Here is an 18,953-nt window from a genome sequence, read left to right on the forward strand (position 1 = left end):
GGAAAGTGTCAAGGAGTGCGCCGCGTGATCATTTCCGCGGCAGGTTGAGGCGGGCGATGAGTCCGCCTTCGGAGCCGTTGCGCAGCGTCAGGCGGCCGCCGTGGCTGATGGCCACATCCCGGGCAATGGAAAGACCCAGGCCGGTGCCGCCGGAGGACCGATTGCGGGAGGATTCGAGCCGGACGAAGGGCGCGAAGACGGCTTCGAGCTGGTCGTCCGGAATGCCCGGGCCGTGGTCTCTCACCTCGATCACCAGATTGCCCGGTGCGTCTTTCAGGGTCATCTCGGCACCCTGGCCATAGCGCAAGGCATTGCTGATCAGGTTGTCCAGGCAGCGCCGCAGCGCGATGGGGCGCGCCATGATCGGTTTGGCTTCGCCGCTGACGCTCACCGCGTGGCCTTGATCCTGGGCATCCTCCGCGAGCGAATTCACCAGGGCTTCGACGTCCAGCGGCTGCAGCGGCTCGGGTTCGACGTGGCCGCGCAGATAATCCAGGGTCGAGGCCAGCATGAGCGACATGTCCCGCAGATCCTCATGCAGCTTCTCGCGCAGCTCGGGAGGTTCCACGCCTTCGACGCGGAGATTGAGACGGGTGATCGGCGTGCGCAGATCGTGGGATACCGCCGCCAGGAACTGGCTGCGCTGCCGGATCTGTTCGAGCAATTGCGCCTGCATGCGGTTCAGCGCGCGGGCCGCCTTCCGGGCTTCGGCGGGGCCGCTTTCTTCCAGGGGCTGAGTGCTGAGGCTGTCGCCGAAATGTTCGGCGGCCTGGGCGATGCGGATGATCGGGCGAGACAGCCAACGGGCGCCGATCCATGCCGTCAGCCCCAGGGCGATCAGCCGCATCGCCGCGCTGATCCAGCCGCCGTGAGGGCGGTAAGGGAGGGACAGGCCGGTGCCCATGACATCGCCTGGGGCCGGCTCCATCGTGGGCCGCGGCGGGGGAGCAGGTGTCGGGTCCAAGCCGGGGACGCGCCAGCCGAAGTTGTCCTTCGGCGGCGGGAAGTCGACCGGCGGAGGCGGCCGCGACAGCCACTCCGGCAGCGGCGGGAGGTGAGGCTGGGGAGCCGGCTGCGCCGGTGCCGGCGGGGGAGGCTCGGAGAGCTCCAGGTTGAACACCACCGCCATGCCGAGGAAATGGCTGGCGGTCAAGGTCACCAACAGCAGCAGGAACAGGCGGGTGAACAGCGTGTCCGGGATCAGGCGCCGCATTTGCTCACCTGGGCGCTGAAGAAATAACCTTCGCCGCGGATGGTCTTGATGAGCTTGGGATTCCTGGGGTCGTCCTGCAGTTTCTGGCGCAGCCGGGATACCAGCAGGTCGATGCTGCGGTCGAAGACTTCCATGGCCCGGCCGCGGGCATAATCGAGCAACTGGTCGCGGGTCAGGATGCGGTTGGGGCGTTCGATGAACACGCTCAACAGCCGGAATTCGGCGTTGGAAAGGGGGACGACCATGCCGTCCGGTGAGGTCAGTTGCCGCAGCACCCGGTGCAGCCGCCATCCCTCGAATTCGACGGCGATGTCGGACGCTTCGGGGCTTTCGGTTTCGCGCTCGTGGCGGGCGCGTCGGAGGATGGTCTGGATGCGCGCCACCAGCTCCCGCGGCTCGAACGGCTTGGCCACGTAATCGTCGGCGCCCAGTTCCAGGCCGACCACCCGGTCCATGGGATCGCCGCGGGCCGTGAGCATGATGACGGGGATGTCGCTCTCCGTGCGGAGCGACCGGCACAGGCTCAGGCCGTCCTCGCCCGGCAGCATCAGGTCCAGCACCACCAGGTCGAACGAGGTTTCCGCCAGCGCCTTTTTCATCTCCGCGCCATCGTGGGCACCGACGGCTTCCATGCCGAAGCGGGAAAGGTATCCGCCGAGCAGATTTCTTATCTCGACGTCGTCGTCCACGATCAGAATACGTGTGGTCGGTGCCTGCATAAGGGTCTTTACTTCAAGGGGAGGGGGGCGCCTTCGGCTTTTCCGGGAGTGTAGCGGCACTTGCCATCGACCGGGCCCATTTTATCGAGTTCGGCCAGCAGTTGGGCATTGACGGTCTTTTTCTGGGCGGCGTCCAGGCTGTCGTAGAAGCTCAGCCACAGTTTGCGGTTTTGCTTCATTCTGGCTTCGCTGTTGCTTTTGTCGGCGTCCAGCTTGTCGAACAGGGTGTGCAAATTGCCATTGGCGTCGCTCAGCGTCGACTCGATGTCGCTTCGGGCGGTTTCGAAGCGCTCGCGGTGCGATTTCAGCATCTGCCGAGTGTCGTCTTCGGCGAGTTTCCACAGGCTGTCCTGCTCGCTGTTCAGGTTCAGTTCGCCATGGATGCGCCACAGCATCCCGGCCAGCCAGTCCTCGGGATCGGGTCTGGGCGGCGGGGGGAACGCGCCCGCCGTCGATATCAGCGAGGCGAGGCTTACGAACGCCAATACGGCGATAAATTTCCGCAAGGGGGAACGAAAACGCTTCATGGGGAGTCTCCTCATTGACGCGAAGGTCATGGATAGAATACTGCCGGGCCTGTCTTGACCTGGCGACGGCAGGGTCCCCCCGGCGGGTGTCGGCAGAATTTCCGGAATGTATCAGGATTGAAGCGAGCTTCGGGTTTGGACCGGGTCGAATTACGCCGTATCATCCCCGTCTTCGTTTTGGCCGGAACTCAAAGATTCGCAACGCATGCTTGAAGCCACCCCCAAGACCGTCTATCTCAAGGACTATCAGCCGCCCGAGTTTCTGGTCGATGCCATCGACCTGTTTTTCGAATTGGACGCCGAAGCCACCCGCGTCACGTCACGGCTGAAGCTGCGCCACAATCCCGCGGTGGCGGAATGGAACCCCACGCTCGTGCTCGACGGCGAGCAACTGGCGTTCGAGTCCGCCAAGCTCAACGGACGGGTGCTGGCCGAGAGCGAGTACGGCGTCAGCGAATCGGGGCTGGTGATCCATGCGGTGCCGGAGCGTCCGTTCGAACTCGAGATCACCAACCGGATCAACCCGGAAGCCAACACTGCACTGGAAGGACTGTACCTGTCCGATGGGATGTTCTGTACCCAGTGCGAACCGCACGGCTTCCGCCGCATCACCTATTACATCGACCGGCCCGACGTCATGTCGCTGTTCACCACGACCATCGTGGCGGACCAGAGCCGCTATCCGGTGCTGCTGTCGAACGGCAATCGGATCGCCAGCGGCGAACTCAAGAACGGCCGGCATTGGGTCCGCTGGGAGGACCCGTTCAAGAAGCCCTGCTACCTCTTCGCCCTGGTGGCCGGGCGGCTCGCCTGCCTGGAAGACCGTTTCGTCACCGCCTCGGGCCGCGAGATCGCGCTGCAGATCTACGTGGAGCCGCACGATCGGGACAAGTGCGATCACGCCATGCAGTCGCTCAAGCACGCGATGCGCTGGGACGAGGAGCGCTTCGGCCGCGAGTACGACCTCGACCTGTACATGATCGTGGCGGTCAGCCACTTCAACATGGGGGCGATGGAGAACAAGGGGCTCAACATCTTCAACACCAAGTTCGTGCTGGCGCGGCCGGATACCGCGACCGACGCCGATTACGAGCACATCGAGGGCGTCATCGGCCACGAATATTTCCACAACTGGACCGGCAACCGCATCACCTGCCGCGACTGGTTCCAGCTCAGCCTCAAGGAAGGACTGACCGTGTTCCGCGACCAGGAGTTCTCGGCCTCCCGCAGCTCGCGGGCGGTCAAGCGCATCGAGGACGTGAACCTGCTGCGGACCCGCCAGTTCGCCGAGGACGCAGGTCCGCTGGCGCATCCGGTGCGGCCGGATTCCTACATCGAGATCAACAATTTCTATACCCTCACCGTCTACGAGAAGGGCGGGGAAGTGGTGCGGATGATGCAGACCATGGTCGGCCCCGAGGGCTTTCGCAAGGGCATGGACCTCTATTTCGAGCGCCACGACGGTCAAGCCGTGACCTGCGACGATTTCGTGCGCTGCATGGAGGACGCCAACGGCATCGACTTGAGCCAGTTCCGCTTGTGGTATGCCCAGGCCGGCACGCCCGAGCTGCGGCTCGACCCCGAATACGACGCCGGGGCCCGGACTCTGCGCCTCTTCGTGCGCCAGTCCTGCCCGCCGACGCCGGGCCAGCCGGTCAAGCAGCCCCTGCATGTCCCGCTGGCCCTCGGCCTTCTGGCGCCGGACGGGAGCGAATTGCCGCTGCGGCTGGCGGGCGAAGCCGAGGCCAAGCCGGGAACCCGCGTGCTGCACGTCCGGGAGGCCGAACAGGTGTTCGAATTCGTGGATGTCCCCGAGCGGCCCGTGGTTTCCGCCCTGCGCGGCTTTTCCGCGCCGGTCAGATTGAAAATGGAACGCAGCGCCGAGGAACTGGCGTTCCTGTTTGCCCACGACACCGATGCCTTCAGCCGCTGGGACGCCGGCCAGACCTTGGCGACCCAGGTGATGCTCGGCCTCATCGAGCGTATCCGGGCGGGCGAAAATCCGGAAACCGTCGACTCGAATCTGGTCGACGCCTTCCGCAGGCTGCTGGCGCAACCGGCGGCGGACCCGTCCTATCAGGCGCTGCTGCTGAGCCTGCCTTCGGAAGACTACGTCGCCGCGCTGATGAGCGTGGCCGATCCGGAAGCCATCCACCGGGCGCGCCAGATCATCCGGCGTGTGCTGGCCACCGTCCTGGCCGGCGATTTCCTGAGGCTCTACCGTGAGCACCAGGCGGGTGAAACGGGCGGCCTCGACCCGGCCGCGAGAAACCGGCGCAGGATCAAGAATACCTGTCTGGGATTCATCGCGGAGTTGGAGACGTCCGAGTCTTACGAACTCTGTGTCCGCCAGTTCCGCGAAGCCCGCACCATGACCGACCAGATCGCGGCCCTGGCGGCGATCGTCAACAGCGCCAATCCGGAGAAAACCGTCTGTCTCGAGTCGTTCTACGCCCAATGGCGGGAGGAGGCTCTGGTCATCGACAAGTGGTTCAGTCTGCAAGCGAGCTGCCCTCTACCGGGCACCCTGGAGAGCGTCAAGGCCCTGACGGCGCATCCCGATTTCGACCTGCGCACCCCCAACCGCGTGCGTTCGCTGATCGGCGCGTTTTCGCAGGCCAACCCGGTCAATTTCCATGCGGCCGACGGCAGCGGCTACGAATTCTTGGGGAACCAGATCGTCGCCCTCAACGCCATCAATCCCCAGGTCGCCGCCCGCATGCTCGGCTCGCTGACCCAGTGGCGCCGCTACGACAAGGGGCGGCAGGATGCCATGTGCCGGCAGTTGCAGCGCATCGCCGGTTTGGAAGGCGTGTCGAAGGATGTGTACGAGGTGGCGGTGAAGAGTCTGGCGTAGGCGGTTTTCCGCCGACAAATGCGTCGGTTCGTTCGAACAACTCGTCCGTCAGTTCCGGCGCGTCGTCCGGCAGATATTTCAGCGGCATCTGCGAATTTCGGGATCGAACTCGATCGACATGGCGAATTATCGTGGTTACGATGATTGTTGCCGTCAAGGCTGCCGTACGGCTTGGCAACATAGGGGACTGTCATGAAAGCCTGGTTGATCGACCAAACGGGGCCGCTGGTTCCGTCGCGAACCCCGCTGCGGCTCGCCGACCTTGCCGAGCCGGCGCCCGGCCCGGGCGACATCCTGCTGCGGGTGGCGGTTTGTGGCGTGTGCCACACCGAAATCGACGAGATCGAAGGCCGCACCGCGCCGCCGCGCCTGCCGGTCGTGCCTGGGCATCAGGCCGTCGGCCGTATCGCGGCTCTCGGGGCGGGTGTGACCGGATTCGCCGTGGGCGACCGCGTCGGCGCGGCCTGGATCTATTCCGCCTGCGGAGAATGCGACTACTGCCGGTCGGGACGGGAGAACCTCTGTGCCGGATTCCGCGCCACCGGCCGTGATGTCGACGGCGGCTATGCCGAGTACATGACCGTCCCCGCGGCCTTTGGCTTCCGCATTCCAGAGGTATTCACCGATGCCGAAGCCGCGCCGCTCCTGTGCGCCGGCGCCATCGGCTACCGTTCGCTCAATCTCAGCGGGGTCGGAAACGGCCAGCGGCTGGGGCTGACCGGGTTCGGGGCGTCCGCCCATCTGGTGCTGATGATGGCGCGGCACCGGTTCCCCGACTCGGAAGTCTACGTCTTCGCCCGCCATCCCGAGGAGCGTGCCTTCGCGCTGCAACTGGGCGCGGTCTGGGCCGGCGATACTGCGGATATTTGTCCCGCACCGCTGGCGGCCATCATCGACACTACGCCGGTCTGGAAGCCGGTGGTCGCGGCGCTCGCCAACCTCGCTCCCGGCGGCCGGCTGGTCATCAACGCGATCCGCAAGGAGCCCGGAGACCGTGACTGCCTGGCCGGTCTCGACTATGCCCGGCATTTGTGGATGGAGCGGGAAATCAAGTCGGTCGCCAACGTGGCGCGCAGCGACGTGGCCGGCTTTCTGGCGCTGGCGGCGGAAATGGGCATCCGTCCCGAGACGGAGGAATACGCGTTCGAGGATGCCAATCGCGCATTGCTCGACCTCAAGCAGCGCCGGATTCGCGGGGCGAAGGTTTTGCGGTTGGCTTGAGCCGGCGTTTTCAGGCCCTCACGGCCTGTCTGTAGCAATGATCGAACAGTATTCGCCATTCCGCGAGCTGGATGCGCCGGCACAAGGGCTCTGCGGGCGTATGGCCGAGGCGGGCGGTTTCACACAGGTCGATGAAGGCGAACGGGTCCCAGCGGCTCTGCCGAAGCAGGAATTCGGTCTCGCGCGAGGGCGGTTCGGCCTGGGCCAGCTCCCGCGCGGCGGCGGCCACTTCGGGAAAGACCGGGTGGCTGCCGACCCGCTTGAACCAATATTTGCTGTTCCAGGCGTCCGGCTCGCGGCGGTGGAGGATGCCATGCCAGTAGCTGCCGCTGGCCGTGGCGATGCCCTGGCTGATGCGGTGGCTTTCGTCGAAAAAGTCGTGATACAGCCAGATGGCCGCCAGGCAGCACTGCGCCATGTCATGGTCGCGGACCGTCTCGGGCCCGAAAGCCGTTTCGATCCGCAACGCCTCCAGCCGCGGTCGCATGCCGAGGTTGGGGACGCCCGGTACCAGGCTGTTCAGCCGCTCGTTGGCAAGGAGTTCGGCGAAGGGTTTTGAATAGTGAGTTGTTTGGGGCATGGCCGTCAGCTCTTCATTGCCGGAGTCTCAATTTCAGCAGGTGTATCAAGAGGACGAGCAGGCGTTTGTTCAGCTCTCTCTCATCATGTCCCACTTCCGCCTCCAATTCCTCGATCAGGTGTGCGGTGTCCACTGCGGTCAAACGCCCTGATTTCAGCAACTCGGCCTGCTGATGCAGCCAGGCGACGTGGTCGGTGTCGTAAAGATTTGCGCTCATCGAGGGACTCGGCTTTCAGGTCTTGAATATCCCGTTCTGGTAGGCGAGGCGCGCCATTTCGGCGGTGGTGTTCACGCCCAGCTTGCTCTTGATGAGGGTACTGTAATTGGCGACGGTTTTATAGCCGAGCCGCAGTTCTTCCGCGACCTCGCGGGTGGTGTGGCCCTTGGCCAGCAGCAGGAAGACGTCGAACTCGCGGGCCGACAGCGTATTCAAAGCGGTAGCCGCTTCGGCGCCTCCCAGGGTCTGCATGGCCAGGCGCTGGGCGATCTCCGGTTCCAGGAACGATTCGCCGGAGGCGATCCGGGCCACGGCCTCGACCAGGATTTCCGGCGCGCAGCTCTTGGTGATGTAACCCCTGGCGCCGGCTTCCAGCGCGCGCACCACGTAAATCAGCTCGTCGTGGATGCTGAACACCAGTATCCGGGCGGAGGCGTCGCGGCTGCGGATACGGCGGATCGAGGCCAGCCCGCCGATGCCGGGCAGCGAAAGGTCCATGACGATCACGTCCGGGCGGGCGTCGGCATAGAGCTGGCAGGCCTCCTCGCCCCGCTCGGCCTCGCCGACGACCTCGATGTTCTGGGTGCCGGAGAGCAGCAGGCGGTAGCCGGCGCGGACCACCGCGTGGTCATCCACCAGCATCACGGTAATCTTGGATTTCATGGAAGCTTATCTCCGCAGGGAATGTTGATGCGCAGGGTCACGCCTGCGCCGGGGCGGGTATTCAGACCGAACCGTCCTCCCAGGCTCTCCACCCGTTCGCGGATGCCGAGTAGACCCAAGCCGGCCGGGGCTCGAGAAGGATCGAAGCCGGCGCCGTCGTCGCTGACCTTGAGCAGGAGGGCTTCGGGGCGGTCGTCGGCGGTTTCGATCAGGCTCAAATGAATCTTCAGGTGGCGCGCGCCGGAATGCCTCACCACGTTGGTCAGGCTTTCCTGTACGATCCGGAAGATATGTATCCGGGAGTCGCCGACGCACTCGTCGATGCCGTCGTCGCAGCGGAAATCCAGGGCGATGTCCGAATAGCGGCTACGCCAGTTCTCGATCATGTCTTCGAGCGAGGCTTTCAGTCCCAGCTCGTCCAGCATCAAGGGGCGCAGCCGCTGCATCAGGGTGCGCAGCACGGCGAACAGATGGTCGCAGATCGATTGGATGGTGCCGACGGCATCGGCGGTCGATTTGTCGTCCCGCTCCGGCTTGCGCAGTGATGCGGCGATCGCCTTGATCGCGCTCAGCGACTGGCCGAGCTCGTCGTGCAACTCCTGCGCGAGGTAGCGCCGCTCCTCTTCCTGGATCGCCAGGGAGCGCTGGGTCAACGCGCGGTTTTCCTCGCGGGTTTTTTCCAGCGCGCAGACGGTATGGTTGAAGGCGCGCGAGATGCGGGCGAACTCGGGCAGGTAGAACTCCGGCAGACGCCGGCTGTAATCGCCGTTTTCCAGATTCTCCAGCCCTTCGAGGATCACGCCCACCGAGTTGAACGCCCGTCCCAGGGTGGTGTGGACGACCACATACACCGTCACGGCGAGCGCCAGCATCAACAGCAGAAATCCCCGCGCCTCGGTCCAGGCTTCGGCGATCTCGTCGGCCGGGTTGGCGTCGATGATGATCTGGATCATCGGATTGCCGATCTGGTGCAAATGCTTTTCCGCCACCAGGGGTTCCGGCGCCACCGCCCAGGCGAACCAGCCGGGCGCTTCCTCACCCGCCGCCGGTGCCGCCGAGGAAGGGAGGTCGATGATGGTTCTCTCGCCTTGATGGATGCTGAGGCTCAAATGGCGGGTCCGGTCGAGCCGGGCGAGCTGGGCGATCCAATCCACCGGCGATCGGCCGGCCGCGACCGCCTGCTCCAGGCCGGCGTCGATCAGCTGCAAAGCCAGGTTGACCGAGGAGCGGACTTCCTCCGCCACCGAACGGCGTGCATTGTGGACCACGAATAAGGTGCCCATGCCGATGATGGCCAGCATGACCAGGCCGATCATGAGATTCAGGCGAAACCGCAGGCTCAAAGGCGATGACTCCGGGAAAAATCGGCTTAGTTTGCCTCGACTGGCGGTTGTTTTGACAGGGAGATGTTCCTGATTGTCGGAGGGGCGTGCCGGGAGGAATAAACTGAGTCGGTTTCTCATGCGATGCATCAAGCAGTGAAAGGTCTTCATTCCTCCAATGGCGTGCTCGACCGACGTATGCAAACCGGCCTCGCCGGAGGACAGACGGGAAACCTGAACCGGCCCTGAAGCATCCGTCCCGTTTTACGTCATTCCAGCGGGCTCTCCCGGAGCGGGAGTTTTTCCACCCGCCATTCGAGAGTTTTTCAAGGCTGCTTCGAGGGGTAATTCCGTAACGCCGCTGACATGATCTGTCCCAGAATCTCCGCCGCTGTTCGTAGAACGCCGATGCAGGGTCGGCGTCAATCATTTTCGGAGGAGACACATGCAAATTCGCAAACTGGCAAGCGGCTTCGGCGGGTCGGTGCTGGCGATGGGCGCCATGCTGGCCGCGCAATCTTCGCACGCTAACCCGGAGCTGGACCGGTTGTCCAAGGATGACCGGAACTGGGTCATGCAGACCAAGGACTACAGCGCCACCCATTTCAGCCGGCTGACGGAAATCAACAGCCACAACGTCAAGAATCTGAAAGTGGCCTGGACGATGTCCACCGGCACTCTGCACGGCCACGAAGGCGCGCCGCTGGTGGTGGACGGCATCATGTATATCCATACCCCGTTCCCGAACAACGTCTACGCGGTCGATCTGAACGACACCCGCAAGATCCTGTGGCAGTACAAGCCCAAGCAGAATCCGGCGGCCCGCGCCGTGGCCTGCTGCGATGTGGTCAACCGGGGTCTGGCCTACGCGCCGGCCGGCGATCACGGCCCGGCGAAAATCTTCCTGGCTCAGCTGGACGGCAACGTCGTCGCGCTCAACGCCAAGACCGGCGAAGAAATCTGGAAGATGGAAAACTCCGACATCGCCATGGGCTCGACGCTGACCGGCGCGCCCTTCGTGGTGAAGGACAAGGTGCTGATCGGCTCCGCCGGCGCCGAGCTGGGCGTGCGCGGCTATGTCACGGCCTACAACATCAAGGATGGCAAGCAGGAATGGCGGGCCTACGCCACCGGTCCCGACGAAGACCTGCTGCTCGACCCCAAATTCAACGAGCACAACCCCCATTACGGCCAGTTCGGTCTAGGTCTGCAGACCTGGGAGGGCGACGCCTGGAAGATCGGCGGCGGCACCAATTGGGGCTGGTACGCCTACGATCCCAAGCTGGACATGATCTATTACGGCTCCGGCAATCCGGCGCCCTGGAACGAGACCATGCGTCCCGGCGACAACAAATGGACCATGACCATCTGGGGCCGCGACGTCGACACCGGCCGCGCCAAGTTCGGTTACCAGAAGACGCCGCATGACGAATGGGACTATGCGGGCGTGAACTACATGGGGCTGTCCGAACAGGAAGTGGACGGCAAGATGACGCCGTTGCTGACCCATCCGGACCGCAACGGCTTGGTCTACACCCTGAACCGGGAAACCGGCGCGTTGGTCAACGCCTTCAAGATCGACGACACCGTCAACTGGGTGAAGAAGGTCGACCTGAAGACGGGCCTGCCGATCCGCGATCCGGAATACAGCACCCGCATGGACCACAATGCCAAGGGCATCTGTCCTTCGGCCATGGGCTATCACAACCAGGGCATCGAGTCCTACGACCCGGACAAGAAGCTGTTCTTCATGGGCGTGAACCACATCTGCATGGACTGGGAACCGTTCATGCTGCCTTACCGCGCCGGCCAGTTCTTCGTGGGCGCGACCTTGAACATGTACCCGGGACCCAAGGGCATGCTGGGCCAGGTCAAGGCCATGAACTCGGTCACCGGCAAGATCGAATGGGAAGTGCCCGAGAAGTTCGCGGTCTGGGGCGGCACCCTGGCGACCGCCGGGGACCTGGTGTTCTACGGCACCCTGGACGGCTTCATCAAGGCCCGCGACACCCGCACCGGCGAGCTGAAGTGGCAGTTCCAGTTGCCGTCCGGCGTGATCGGCCATCCCATCACTTACCAGCACAACGGCAAGCAGTACGTCGCCATCTACTCCGGCGTCGGCGGCTGGCCGGGCGTGGGCCTGGTGTTCGACCTGAAGGATCCGACCGCGGGCCTGGGGGCGGTGGGCGCGTTCAAGGAACTGGCGCATTACACCCAGATGGGCGGCTCGGTGTTCGTGTTCTCGCTCTGAGCCGAACGGGTGGGGCGTCTCTCGGAAGCTCATTCTGGCATGAGTCCGGAAGCCAAGGATGGCGTCGACCGGGATCACATCCTTGTGTCCTGGATGCCGACTTCCCTGCCGGCATGACGGATCGGCCGGACGCCATGGCTCCGCGGGCATTTCCACCCTTGGCCATACATAGATAAAGGATAAGTCATGCGAATGAACCGTATTGCCGCCGCTGGCTTGATCGCTTCCCTCGCGGTTTCGGGCGGCGTGCAGGCAGCGAAGTATGCGGAACCGCTCAAGGTCTGCTCCGCGGAAAACGAGATGCCGTATTCGGACAAGGCCGGCCAGGGCTTCGAGAACAAGCTGGCCGACCTCATCGGGAAGGAACTGGGGCGTCGGGTCGAGAACGTGTGGTGGACGGACGCCCGCTATTTCGTCCGGGATTTTCTGGACAAGGGGCTGTGCGACATGGTCATCGGCGTCGATGCCGGCGATCCGCGGATGCTGACCAGCGCGCCTTACTACCGTTCGGGCTATGTCTTCGTCTACCGCAAGGACAAGGGCCTGAACATCCAGGACTGGAACAGCGAGGCGCTGAAGACCGTGAAGCAGATCGCGTTCATGCCGGACACCCCGGCGGAAACGATGATCCGCAAGATCGGGCGCTACAACGACATGTTCAACTACATGCACTCCCTGGTTGGCTTCAAGTCGCGGCGCAATCAGTACGTCCGTTACGACCCGGCCAAGCTGGTGACGGAAGTCGCCAACGGCAACGCCGAGGTCGCGGTGCTGTGGGGGCCGGCGGCGGCCCGCTATGTCAGGGAGGCGGGTCTGGCCATGACGGTCATCCCCGACGACAACCTGCGTTCCGACGGCGAAAAAGTACCGCATCACTACTCGACCTCGATCGGCGTGCGCAAGGGCGAGGAGGCTCTGCTCAAGCAGATCGACCAGATCCTGGCCAAACACGGCAAGGAAGTGAACGCGGTGCTCGAGGCGGAAGGCATTCCGCTGCTGCCCCTGGATGAAAAGCCGGCCAAGACGGCTTCCAACGATCAAAGGAAAGGTTGAAGAAATGAATCTTAGAAGAGTGAAACTCGGCACGGCCGGTCTGTGCGCCGCCGGCTTGCTGGCACTGCCCGCGCAGGCGGACATCACCCTGCGCCACGCCATCACCGGTGAGACGCTGGATCTGTCCTATGCCAAGGCGGGCGGCGATACCGAGGCCGTCAAGCAGTTCCTGCAGACCGGCAAGAACCCTTACAACGGCAACAAGGATGCGGTCGAGCAGGGCCATAGCCTCTACCTCTCGGCTTGCTCCGGCTGCCACGGCCACGAGGCCGAAGGCAAGCTCGGGCCGGGTCTCGCGGACGACTATTGGACCTATCCCCGTGCGGCCACCGATGCGGGTTTGTTCGAAATCCTGTTCGGCGGCGCCCAGGGCATGATGGGGCCGCAGTACGTCAATCTGAACAACGACGACATGCTCAAGATCATGGCCTGGACCCGTAGTATCTACAAAGGCGACCCGGCCAAGGCCGAATGGCTGAAATGATGTTCCCGGTCATCTCAACCCCCCAACAGGAGGAATTCCTCATGATGCAGAAAACGAGTCTCGCGGTGGCTGCTGCAGCGGCCCTGTTCGCCATGGGCGCCCAAGCCTACGACGGCACGAATTGCAAGGCGCCCGGCGTGTGCTGGGAACCCAAGCCCGGTTATCCGGACAAGGTCGCCGGCAGCAAGTACGATCCCAAGCACGATCCGAACGAGCTCAACAAGCAGTCGGAGTCGATCAAGGCGATGGAGGCGCGCAACCGGAAGCGCGTGGAGAACTACGCCAAGACCGGCAAGTTCGTCTACAAGGTCGAGGACATCAAGTGACGCTAGCGGTATGCGTCGCCGCTGAATGCTCGACACCGTCGTCAAGAAACGCGCGTCGTTCCGGCAGGGACCGCCGGAACCCAGAGGCCATGGAGGACGAACCCGTACTTCCCCGTGACCTGGGCCAATGCCGGGCTGTTCTGCCCGGCATCCCCTGCCGGTATGACGATTTCCTGAGCTTGGCGGCGGATTGTCCAACCCCGTCTCAAGCTTGAAGTCCGCCACTCGCCATCTCCCATGAATCAAGACAACCCACTTGCCGACAGCCTGGAACGCGCCAAACGCTTCGAAGCAGGCCTGGGGCAAGTCGTGCTCGGGCAGGAGCGCCCGATCCGGCTGCTGACCCTGGCGGTGTTCGCCCGTGGCCATGCGCTGCTCGAAGGCGGCGTCGGCGTCGGCAAGACGACCCTGCTCCGCGCGGTGGCGCGCGGTATCGGCGGCGATGTCGAACGGATCGAAGGCACGATCGATCTGATGCCGAACGATCTGGTTTATTACACCTATCTGGACGAGCACGGCCGGCCGGGCGTCGCGCCGGGGCCTTTGCTCAAGCACGGCGAGCAGCTCTCCATCTTTTTCTTCAATGAGATCAACCGCGCCCGGCCCCAGGTGCATTCCCTGTTGCTGCGAGTGATGGCCGAGCGCAGCGTCTCGGCGTTCAACCGCGAGTTCCGGTTTCCGTACCTGCAGGTATTCGCCGACCGCAACCGGGTGGAAAAGGAGGAGACCTTCGAGCTGCCTGCGGCCGCGCGCGACCGCTTCATGCTCGAAATCGCCATCGAGCCGCCGACCGATGCGGCGCATATGGACCCAATCCTGTTCGACCCGCGCTTCTACGATCCCGACCGGCTGGTCGAGTCCGCGCCCGCGGAGACGCTCTCGTTCCGCGAACTCAACGGCATCGCCGAAGCCCTGCAAGGCGGCATCCACGTCAGCGCCCGTCTCAGGGGCTACGTGCAGGATCTGTGGCGCGCGACCTGGCGGCCGGAGGACTTCGGTATCGCTCTGCACGAGGCGGATTCCGGCGACATGATCGAGGCCGGGGCCAGCCCCCGCGGCATGAGCTATCTGGTCCGCCTGGCGCGGGTGCAGGCCTGGCTCAGCGGCCGGGACCGGGTCGAGCCGGAGGACGTGCAATACGTGTTCGCCCCGGCGGTCGGCCACCGCATCTTCCTCAGGCCGGTCTACGAATACCGCCGCGCCGAGCTGATTCCGGAGCTGGTCGGCAAGCTGATCCGGCAGATCGCGGCGCCATGAAGCGCAAGGAATTCCATTACCGGCTGGCCTGGCGCACCGACAGCGTCCAGCCGGGGGCCCATCCCAGCCGGCAAGGCGGCGGCGTGCATGCCTTTCAGCGGCTGGTGCCGTTTCAGGCCCATCCCGATCCCCGCCGGCTGCATCTGCGGGCCAGCCTCGGCGACCCCGCCGGTCATTTCTGGGTACGCCTGCACGAGCAGCGCGGGCGCATCGCGGTTTACGCCTTGGCGGACCTGTCCGCCTCCATGGGCTACCGGGGGCGCGTATCGAAAACGGCCGTGCTGGCGGATTTCACCGAGGGGCTGGCGCTGTCGTCGAACCGGACGGGGGATGTCATGGGTTTCGTCGGACTGTCCGACCGCAGTGCTCCGGATTTCCTGCTGCCGCCGACACGGCAAGTGGGGGCTGCGTTGAAGCTGGCCGAGCGTCTGCGCGGTTTCAGGCCCAGGGGGGGCAGCGCGCGCGGAATGGTGCACGCGGTCCGCTATCTGCCGTCGCGGCGCGGATTGGTGTTCCTGCTGTCGGACTTCCACTTCCCCTTGGGCTTCCTCAAGCAGCTCATGGCGTCGCTGGCGCATCACGACGTCGTGCCGGTGGTGCTTTGGGACCCGGAGGAGTTCGCGCCGGAAGCGTCCGGCCTGGCCCGGCTGCAGGACATGGAGAACGGCATGGAGCGGCTGATGTGGCTGCGCCCGGCCTTGCGCGCCCGTTTGTCGCAGACCTTCCAGGAACGCCGCGATCGCCTGGTGGCGATGCTGAGAGGCTTCGGCAGGGAACCGCTGTTTCTGTCCGGCGGCTTCGATCCCGACGCGGTCACCCGCCATTTCCATGCAGGCTGATGTTGTCGGTATTCCGTCATTCGATATCTCTCCTCCTGGGGCTGGGGTGTTGCCTGGCGGCCGCGGCCGAGTTGCCGGCCGGTGTGAAGGCATTCTCGTTCGACACGCCCCGCGCCTTCGGCTATGTCATCGGCGATCTCATCCGCCACGAAGTGCGGGTCGAAACCGATGCGGGCCAGGGGATAGAGGCTGCGTCCCTGCCCAAGGAAGGCTGGATCAACCGCTGGCTGATGCTGCGGCGGGTCGAGGTCCGCGGCGAGGGCAAGCGCCGGATTCTGACCCTGGAATACCAGACCTTCTATGCGCCGCTGGAAGTGAAGAACCTCACGATTCCCGGCTTCGAGCTGCGATTGGCCGGCTCGGGTCAACGGCTGGCGGTCCCCGACTGGACTTTCACCACCGCGCCGATCCGGGAGCCGTCGGTGCTGCGCGCCGAGGGCCTGCCGCCGGTGCGGCCGGATGCCGTGCCGGCGCCGTTGCCGGTTTCAGGTCCTGCCGCCGCAAGCGCCGGCTTCGGGCTCGCGGCTCTGGGCGCGCTGGTCTGGTGGGCCTATCTGAGCGCCTGGCTGCCGTTCGGCATGCGCGGCCGCTATTTCGCCGAGGCCTGCCGGGAACTGCGGGGTCTGCGCGGACAGGGAGACGGCCAGGAAGCCTTGCGGATAGGATTTTCCTGTCTGCACCAAGCATTCAACCGGACCTTGGGCGAGCCGCTGTTCATCGAAGGGCTGGACGAGTTTTTCCGTGCCCATCCGGCCTACGATCCCTTGCGCAACGAAATCCGGGATTTCTTCCAGACCTCGTACGAAGTCTTTTTCGGGGAAGGCGCACCGGTGCCTCGGTTCGGTCTGATGCGCGTGGAGGCGTTGGCTCGTTCCTGCCAGCTTGCCGAAAGGAGGCGGCCATGACCGATTGGGCGCTGGACGCGCCGCAATGGTTGTGGGGCCTGCCGCTGACGCTGCTGCCGCTCTGGCGGTTGCCGTTGCGGCCCGAGCCCTGGCCCTGGCTGGCGCTGCTGCCCGTCGATGCCGCATCGCGCGCCGTCGACCTGAGCCTGCGCCTGGCCGGGGCCGGAGCCATCCTCGCGCTGCTGCTGGGTAGCGCCGGCCTGCATCGGCGCGAGTACACGGTCGAACGCACCGGCTACGGCGCCCACATGGTGCTGTTGCTGGACCGCAGCCGCAGCATGGACGACAGCTTCGCCGGGCGGACCTCCGGAGGGGGCGAGGAATCCAAGTCCGCCGCGGCCGAGCGCCTCCTGAGCGGTTTCGTCTCCGGCGGGCGCAACGATCGGGTCGGCGTCGCCGCCTTCAGCACCTCGCCGCTGTTCGTGCTGCCGCTGACCGACAACCGGCAAGCGGTGCTGGCGGCGGTCCACGCCATGAAGCTGCCGGGTCTGGCGCAGACGCATGTGAGCAAGGGGCTGGCGATGGCGCTTTCGTATTTCGGCGATGAACCCCCCGCGGGCTCGCGCATCATCCTGCTGGTGTCCGACGGCGCCGCCGAGGTGGACCCGGACAGCGAGCTGAAGCTGCGCCGCTGGTTCAAGGAGAAGGGCGTGCGGCTGTACTGGATCTTCCTGCGCACCGCCGGCAGCCACGGGATCTTCGAAGCGCCGGACAACCCGGAGGACGACAATGCCCAGGCGCGGCCGGAGCGCTATCTGCATCTTTTCTTCACTAGTCTGGGCATCCCCTACCGCGCCTATGAGGCGGAAGACGCCGACGCGCTGAAGCGCGCCATCGCCGACATCGACCGCGAGGAGCAGCGTCCCTTGCGCTATGCCGAGCGGGTGCCGCGGCGGGACCTGCAAGCCTATTGTTACCTCGCGGCGGCGCTGGCGCTGGCCTGGCTGGTGGCGGCGAAGGGCATGGAGGTGGCGCGGTGAGGGGGGATTGGCGCGTTCGGATCGCGGCCGGGCTGAGCCTGATGCTGGCCTTGTCGGCGCTGCTGGAGCTCAGGCAATGGCGCAAGGCCGAGGCGGCCAATGCCGATATCGCGGCGCTGCTGGCCGGGCACGACATCGCCCCGGAACGGTTGGCGACGGCCTCTTCTTCGGTCTTGTTGGCGCGCGCCGTGTATTTCGTGCGGCACGAGCGTTACGGCGATGCGCTGGAGCTGCTGAACCTGCTGGAATCCCAGGGCGATGCGGCCTTCCGCGCCGACGTGTATTACAACCAGGGCAATCTGCAGCTCACCCAGGCCCTGGACCGCCTCGAAAGATCGGAAATCGACCAGGCCCGGGTCTTCGCCGAACTGGGCAAGGAAGCCTACCGGCGGGCCCTGCTGCTGGCGCCCGGCCACTGGGACGCCAAATACAACCTGGAAGTGGCCATGCGCCTCATGCCCGAAATGGACCGGGTCAGCCAGGCCGATGACGAGCCGCCCAGGGCCGAATCCAAGCGGCTGTGGACCGGCCTGCCCGGATTCCCGCGAGGCTTGCCATGAGCATCTGGCGGCAGCGAGTTGCCGATCCGGTTTTCGCCGGCCTGATCGCGGCCCTCGTCCTGGCCGTGGCCGCCTGTTTCCCGCTCCGGCTGACGCTGGAGCGGCCGGTGTTCAGCCACATCGTCGTCGTCGACATCACCCGCAGCATGAACGTCGAGGACTACCGGCAGGGCGGGCGCGCCGTGTCGCGGCTGGCATTCGTCCGCCAAAGCCTGATCCGCGCCGCGGCGGACCTGCCCTGCGGGTCCACCCTGGGGCTGGGTGTCTTCACCGAACGCGAGCCGGCGCTGCTGTTCGAGCCGATCGAGACTTGTACCGGCTTTTCCGCCATCAGCGCGGCCATCGAACAGCTCGACTGGCGCATGGCCTGGGCCGCCGACAGCCTGATCGCCGCGGGTCTGCACAACACCCTGGATTTGCTGGGGCGCGGCGATGCGGACGTGGTCTTCGTCACCGACGGCCACGAGGCGCCGCCGCTCAATCCACGCTACCGGCCCGATTTCGCCGAGTTAAGAGGCAAGGTCCGGGGGCTGATCGTGGGGGTCGGGGGCTCGGGACTCTCGCCCATCCCCAAGTACGACGAGTCGGGCCGGCGCATAGGGATTTATGCCGAGGACGAAGTTCCCCAGCGCTCCAGCTTCGGCCTGTCGGAACTGCCGCCCGAGCAGATCGAGGGCTACCACGCCCGCAACGCCCCCTTCGGCAGCGAAAAGGCCGGCGGGAGCGAACACCTGTCCCAGCTCGAGGAGGCGTATTTGCGCCAGCTCGCCGAAGCCGCCGGCCTGGGCTACCACCGCCTGGAGTCGCCGGAAGGGCTGGCCCGCGCCCTCACGGCACCGGCATGGGCCCGTCGTCAGCGGGTCGCCGCCGACGTTCGCTGGATTCCCGCCGCCCTGGCACTCGCCATGCTGGCCGGGGTGTATCTGCGGACCCTGCTCCTACGGCTTCGATTTCCAACCGCAAACTAAAGAACAAGGAG

Annotated in this window: 19 protein-coding genes; 12 read left to right on the plus strand and 7 right to left on the minus strand. The window is 65.2% G+C overall.

From position 1 onward, the window contains the following. Positions 1-28: 28 nt before the first annotated feature. Genes GNH96_RS04350 through GNH96_RS04360 form a run of 3 tightly spaced genes read right to left on the minus strand, consistent with a single transcriptional unit; the run spans position 29 to position 2,459 of the window. Positions 29-1,213, minus strand: coding sequence for an ATP-binding protein (locus GNH96_RS04350; protein ID WP_169602561.1), 1,185 nt, complete (start codon positions 1,211-1,213; stop codon positions 29-31). Continuing rightward, positions 1,201-1,932, minus strand: a complete 732-nt coding sequence (locus GNH96_RS04355) for a response regulator (RefSeq protein ID WP_169602562.1) — start codon at positions 1,930-1,932, stop codon at positions 1,201-1,203. The genes GNH96_RS04350 and GNH96_RS04355 overlap by 13 nt, the downstream gene beginning before the upstream one ends. Before the next feature lie 8 nt (positions 1,933-1,940). Next, positions 1,941-2,459, minus strand: coding sequence for a hypothetical protein (locus GNH96_RS04360; protein ID WP_169602563.1), 519 nt, complete (start codon positions 2,457-2,459; stop codon positions 1,941-1,943). 205 nt (positions 2,460-2,664) lie between these two features. On the opposite strand from GNH96_RS04360, the gene pepN reads away from it, so the two are divergent. Next, positions 2,665-5,316, plus strand: coding sequence for an aminopeptidase N (gene pepN / locus GNH96_RS04365; protein ID WP_169602564.1), 2,652 nt, complete (start codon positions 2,665-2,667; stop codon positions 5,314-5,316). A gap of 192 nt (positions 5,317-5,508) precedes the next feature. Further along, entirely contained in the window at positions 5,509-6,537 is a 1,029-nt protein-coding gene (locus GNH96_RS04370) for a zinc-dependent alcohol dehydrogenase family protein (protein ID WP_169602565.1), read from the plus strand. A 10-nt stretch (positions 6,538-6,547) separates the two neighbouring features. Here GNH96_RS04370 and GNH96_RS04375 read toward each other — a convergent pair whose 3' ends face one another. From GNH96_RS04375 to GNH96_RS04390, 4 genes are read right to left on the minus strand one after another with little or no spacing between them, the layout of a single operon-like run. Beyond that, the gene (locus GNH96_RS04375) at positions 6,548-7,117 is read right to left on the minus strand and encodes a hypothetical protein (protein WP_169602566.1); all 570 of its coding nucleotides are present in this window, start codon (positions 7,115-7,117) and stop codon (positions 6,548-6,550) included. 13 nt (positions 7,118-7,130) lie between these two features. Continuing rightward, a complete protein-coding gene (locus GNH96_RS04380) occupies positions 7,131-7,334 on the minus strand; it encodes a DUF29 family protein (protein WP_169602567.1) in 204 nt (67 codons plus the stop codon). 15 nt (positions 7,335-7,349) lie between these two features. After that, positions 7,350-7,997 carry a response regulator gene (locus GNH96_RS04385; RefSeq protein WP_169602568.1) on the minus strand — a complete coding sequence of 216 codons (648 nt, stop codon included), beginning with the start codon at positions 7,995-7,997 and terminating at the stop codon, positions 7,350-7,352. Beyond that, complete coding sequence (locus tag GNH96_RS04390; RefSeq protein ID WP_228720007.1) at positions 7,994-9,340, minus strand: sensor histidine kinase; 1,347 nt, start codon at positions 9,338-9,340, stop codon at positions 7,994-7,996. Before GNH96_RS04390 ends, GNH96_RS04385 begins: the two co-directional genes overlap by 4 nt. Positions 9,341-9,764: 424 nt before the next feature. On the opposite strand from GNH96_RS04390, the gene GNH96_RS04395 reads away from it, so the two are divergent. From GNH96_RS04395 to GNH96_RS04440, 10 genes are all read left to right on the plus strand, one after another. Continuing rightward, on the plus strand, positions 9,765-11,570 hold the full coding sequence (locus GNH96_RS04395; RefSeq protein WP_169602569.1) for a methanol/ethanol family PQQ-dependent dehydrogenase: 1,806 nt from the start codon (positions 9,765-9,767) through the stop codon (positions 11,568-11,570). A 186-nt stretch (positions 11,571-11,756) separates the two neighbouring features. Beyond that, positions 11,757-12,623, plus strand: coding sequence for a methanol oxidation system protein MoxJ (moxJ, locus tag GNH96_RS04400; protein WP_407658838.1), 867 nt, complete (start codon positions 11,757-11,759; stop codon positions 12,621-12,623). A gap of 4 nt (positions 12,624-12,627) precedes the next feature. Then, positions 12,628-13,107 (plus strand): cytochrome c(L), periplasmic, encoded by a 480-nt coding sequence (gene moxG, locus GNH96_RS04405; RefSeq protein WP_169602570.1) that lies wholly within the window; start codon positions 12,628-12,630, stop codon positions 13,105-13,107. A 41-nt stretch (positions 13,108-13,148) separates the two neighbouring features. Beyond that, positions 13,149-13,433 carry a methanol dehydrogenase [cytochrome c] subunit gene (locus GNH96_RS04410; protein ID WP_169602571.1) on the plus strand — a complete coding sequence of 95 codons (285 nt, stop codon included), beginning with the start codon at positions 13,149-13,151 and terminating at the stop codon, positions 13,431-13,433. A gap of 237 nt (positions 13,434-13,670) precedes the next feature. Continuing rightward, complete coding sequence (locus tag GNH96_RS04415) at positions 13,671-14,690, plus strand: AAA family ATPase (protein ID WP_169602572.1); 1,020 nt, start codon at positions 13,671-13,673, stop codon at positions 14,688-14,690. Continuing rightward, complete coding sequence (locus tag GNH96_RS04420) at positions 14,687-15,529, plus strand: DUF58 domain-containing protein (RefSeq protein ID WP_169602573.1); 843 nt, start codon at positions 14,687-14,689, stop codon at positions 15,527-15,529. Before GNH96_RS04415 ends, GNH96_RS04420 begins: the two co-directional genes overlap by 4 nt. Next, positions 15,529-16,434: a nonribosomal peptide synthetase MxaA gene (locus GNH96_RS04425; RefSeq protein WP_228720008.1), complete on the plus strand. Its 906-nt coding sequence runs from the start codon at positions 15,529-15,531 to the stop codon at positions 16,432-16,434. Before GNH96_RS04420 ends, GNH96_RS04425 begins: the two co-directional genes overlap by 1 nt. Further along, positions 16,431-17,414, plus strand: a complete 984-nt coding sequence (locus tag GNH96_RS04430) for a vWA domain-containing protein (RefSeq protein ID WP_169602574.1) — start codon at positions 16,431-16,433, stop codon at positions 17,412-17,414. Before GNH96_RS04425 ends, GNH96_RS04430 begins: the two co-directional genes overlap by 4 nt. Next, positions 17,411-17,974, plus strand: coding sequence for an MxaK protein (locus GNH96_RS04435; protein ID WP_228720009.1), 564 nt, complete (start codon positions 17,411-17,413; stop codon positions 17,972-17,974). The genes GNH96_RS04430 and GNH96_RS04435 overlap by 4 nt, the downstream gene beginning before the upstream one ends. Further along, a complete protein-coding gene (locus GNH96_RS04440) occupies positions 17,971-18,942 on the plus strand; it encodes a vWA domain-containing protein (protein WP_169602575.1) in 972 nt (323 codons plus the stop codon). The genes GNH96_RS04435 and GNH96_RS04440 overlap by 4 nt, the downstream gene beginning before the upstream one ends. The last annotated feature ends 11 nt before the right edge of the window (positions 18,943-18,953 follow it).

Source organism: Methylococcus geothermalis (assembly GCF_012769535.1).
In the GTDB taxonomy this organism is placed as follows: domain Bacteria; phylum Pseudomonadota; class Gammaproteobacteria; order Methylococcales; family Methylococcaceae; genus Methylococcus; species Methylococcus geothermalis.

Bases quoted from the DNA above. Each gene is read 5' to 3' on its own strand.
- GNH96_RS04380 (WP_169602567.1), bottom strand. From the start codon at position 7,334: ATGAGCGCAAATCTTTACGACACCGACCACGTCGCCTGGCTGCATCAG.
- GNH96_RS04385 (WP_169602568.1), bottom strand. From the start codon at position 7,997: ATGAAATCCAAGATTACCGTGATGCTGGTGGATGACCACGCGGTGGTC.
- moxG (WP_169602570.1), top strand. From the start codon at position 12,628: ATGAATCTTAGAAGAGTGAAACTCGGCACGGCCGGTCTGTGCGCCGCC.
- GNH96_RS04440 (WP_169602575.1), top strand. From the start codon at position 17,971: ATGAGCATCTGGCGGCAGCGAGTTGCCGATCCGGTTTTCGCCGGCCTG.
- GNH96_RS04430 (WP_169602574.1), top strand. From the start codon at position 16,431: ATGACCGATTGGGCGCTGGACGCGCCGCAATGGTTGTGGGGCCTGCCG.
- GNH96_RS04370 (WP_169602565.1), top strand. From the start codon at position 5,509: ATGAAAGCCTGGTTGATCGACCAAACGGGGCCGCTGGTTCCGTCGCGA.
- GNH96_RS04350 (WP_169602561.1), bottom strand. From the start codon at position 1,213: ATGCGGCGCCTGATCCCGGACACGCTGTTCACCCGCCTGTTCCTGCTG.
- pepN (WP_169602564.1), top strand. From the start codon at position 2,665: ATGCTTGAAGCCACCCCCAAGACCGTCTATCTCAAGGACTATCAGCCG.
- GNH96_RS04395 (WP_169602569.1), top strand. From the start codon at position 9,765: ATGCAAATTCGCAAACTGGCAAGCGGCTTCGGCGGGTCGGTGCTGGCG.
- GNH96_RS04410 (WP_169602571.1), top strand. From the start codon at position 13,149: ATGATGCAGAAAACGAGTCTCGCGGTGGCTGCTGCAGCGGCCCTGTTC.
- GNH96_RS04360 (WP_169602563.1), bottom strand. From the start codon at position 2,459: ATGAAGCGTTTTCGTTCCCCCTTGCGGAAATTTATCGCCGTATTGGCG.
- moxJ (WP_407658838.1), top strand. From the start codon at position 11,757: ATGCGAATGAACCGTATTGCCGCCGCTGGCTTGATCGCTTCCCTCGCG.
- GNH96_RS04375 (WP_169602566.1), bottom strand. From the start codon at position 7,117: ATGCCCCAAACAACTCACTATTCAAAACCCTTCGCCGAACTCCTTGCC.
- GNH96_RS04425 (WP_228720008.1), top strand. From the start codon at position 15,529: ATGTTGTCGGTATTCCGTCATTCGATATCTCTCCTCCTGGGGCTGGGG.
- GNH96_RS04355 (WP_169602562.1), bottom strand. From the start codon at position 1,932: ATGCAGGCACCGACCACACGTATTCTGATCGTGGACGACGACGTCGAG.
- GNH96_RS04415 (WP_169602572.1), top strand. From the start codon at position 13,671: ATGAATCAAGACAACCCACTTGCCGACAGCCTGGAACGCGCCAAACGC.
- GNH96_RS04420 (WP_169602573.1), top strand. From the start codon at position 14,687: ATGAAGCGCAAGGAATTCCATTACCGGCTGGCCTGGCGCACCGACAGC.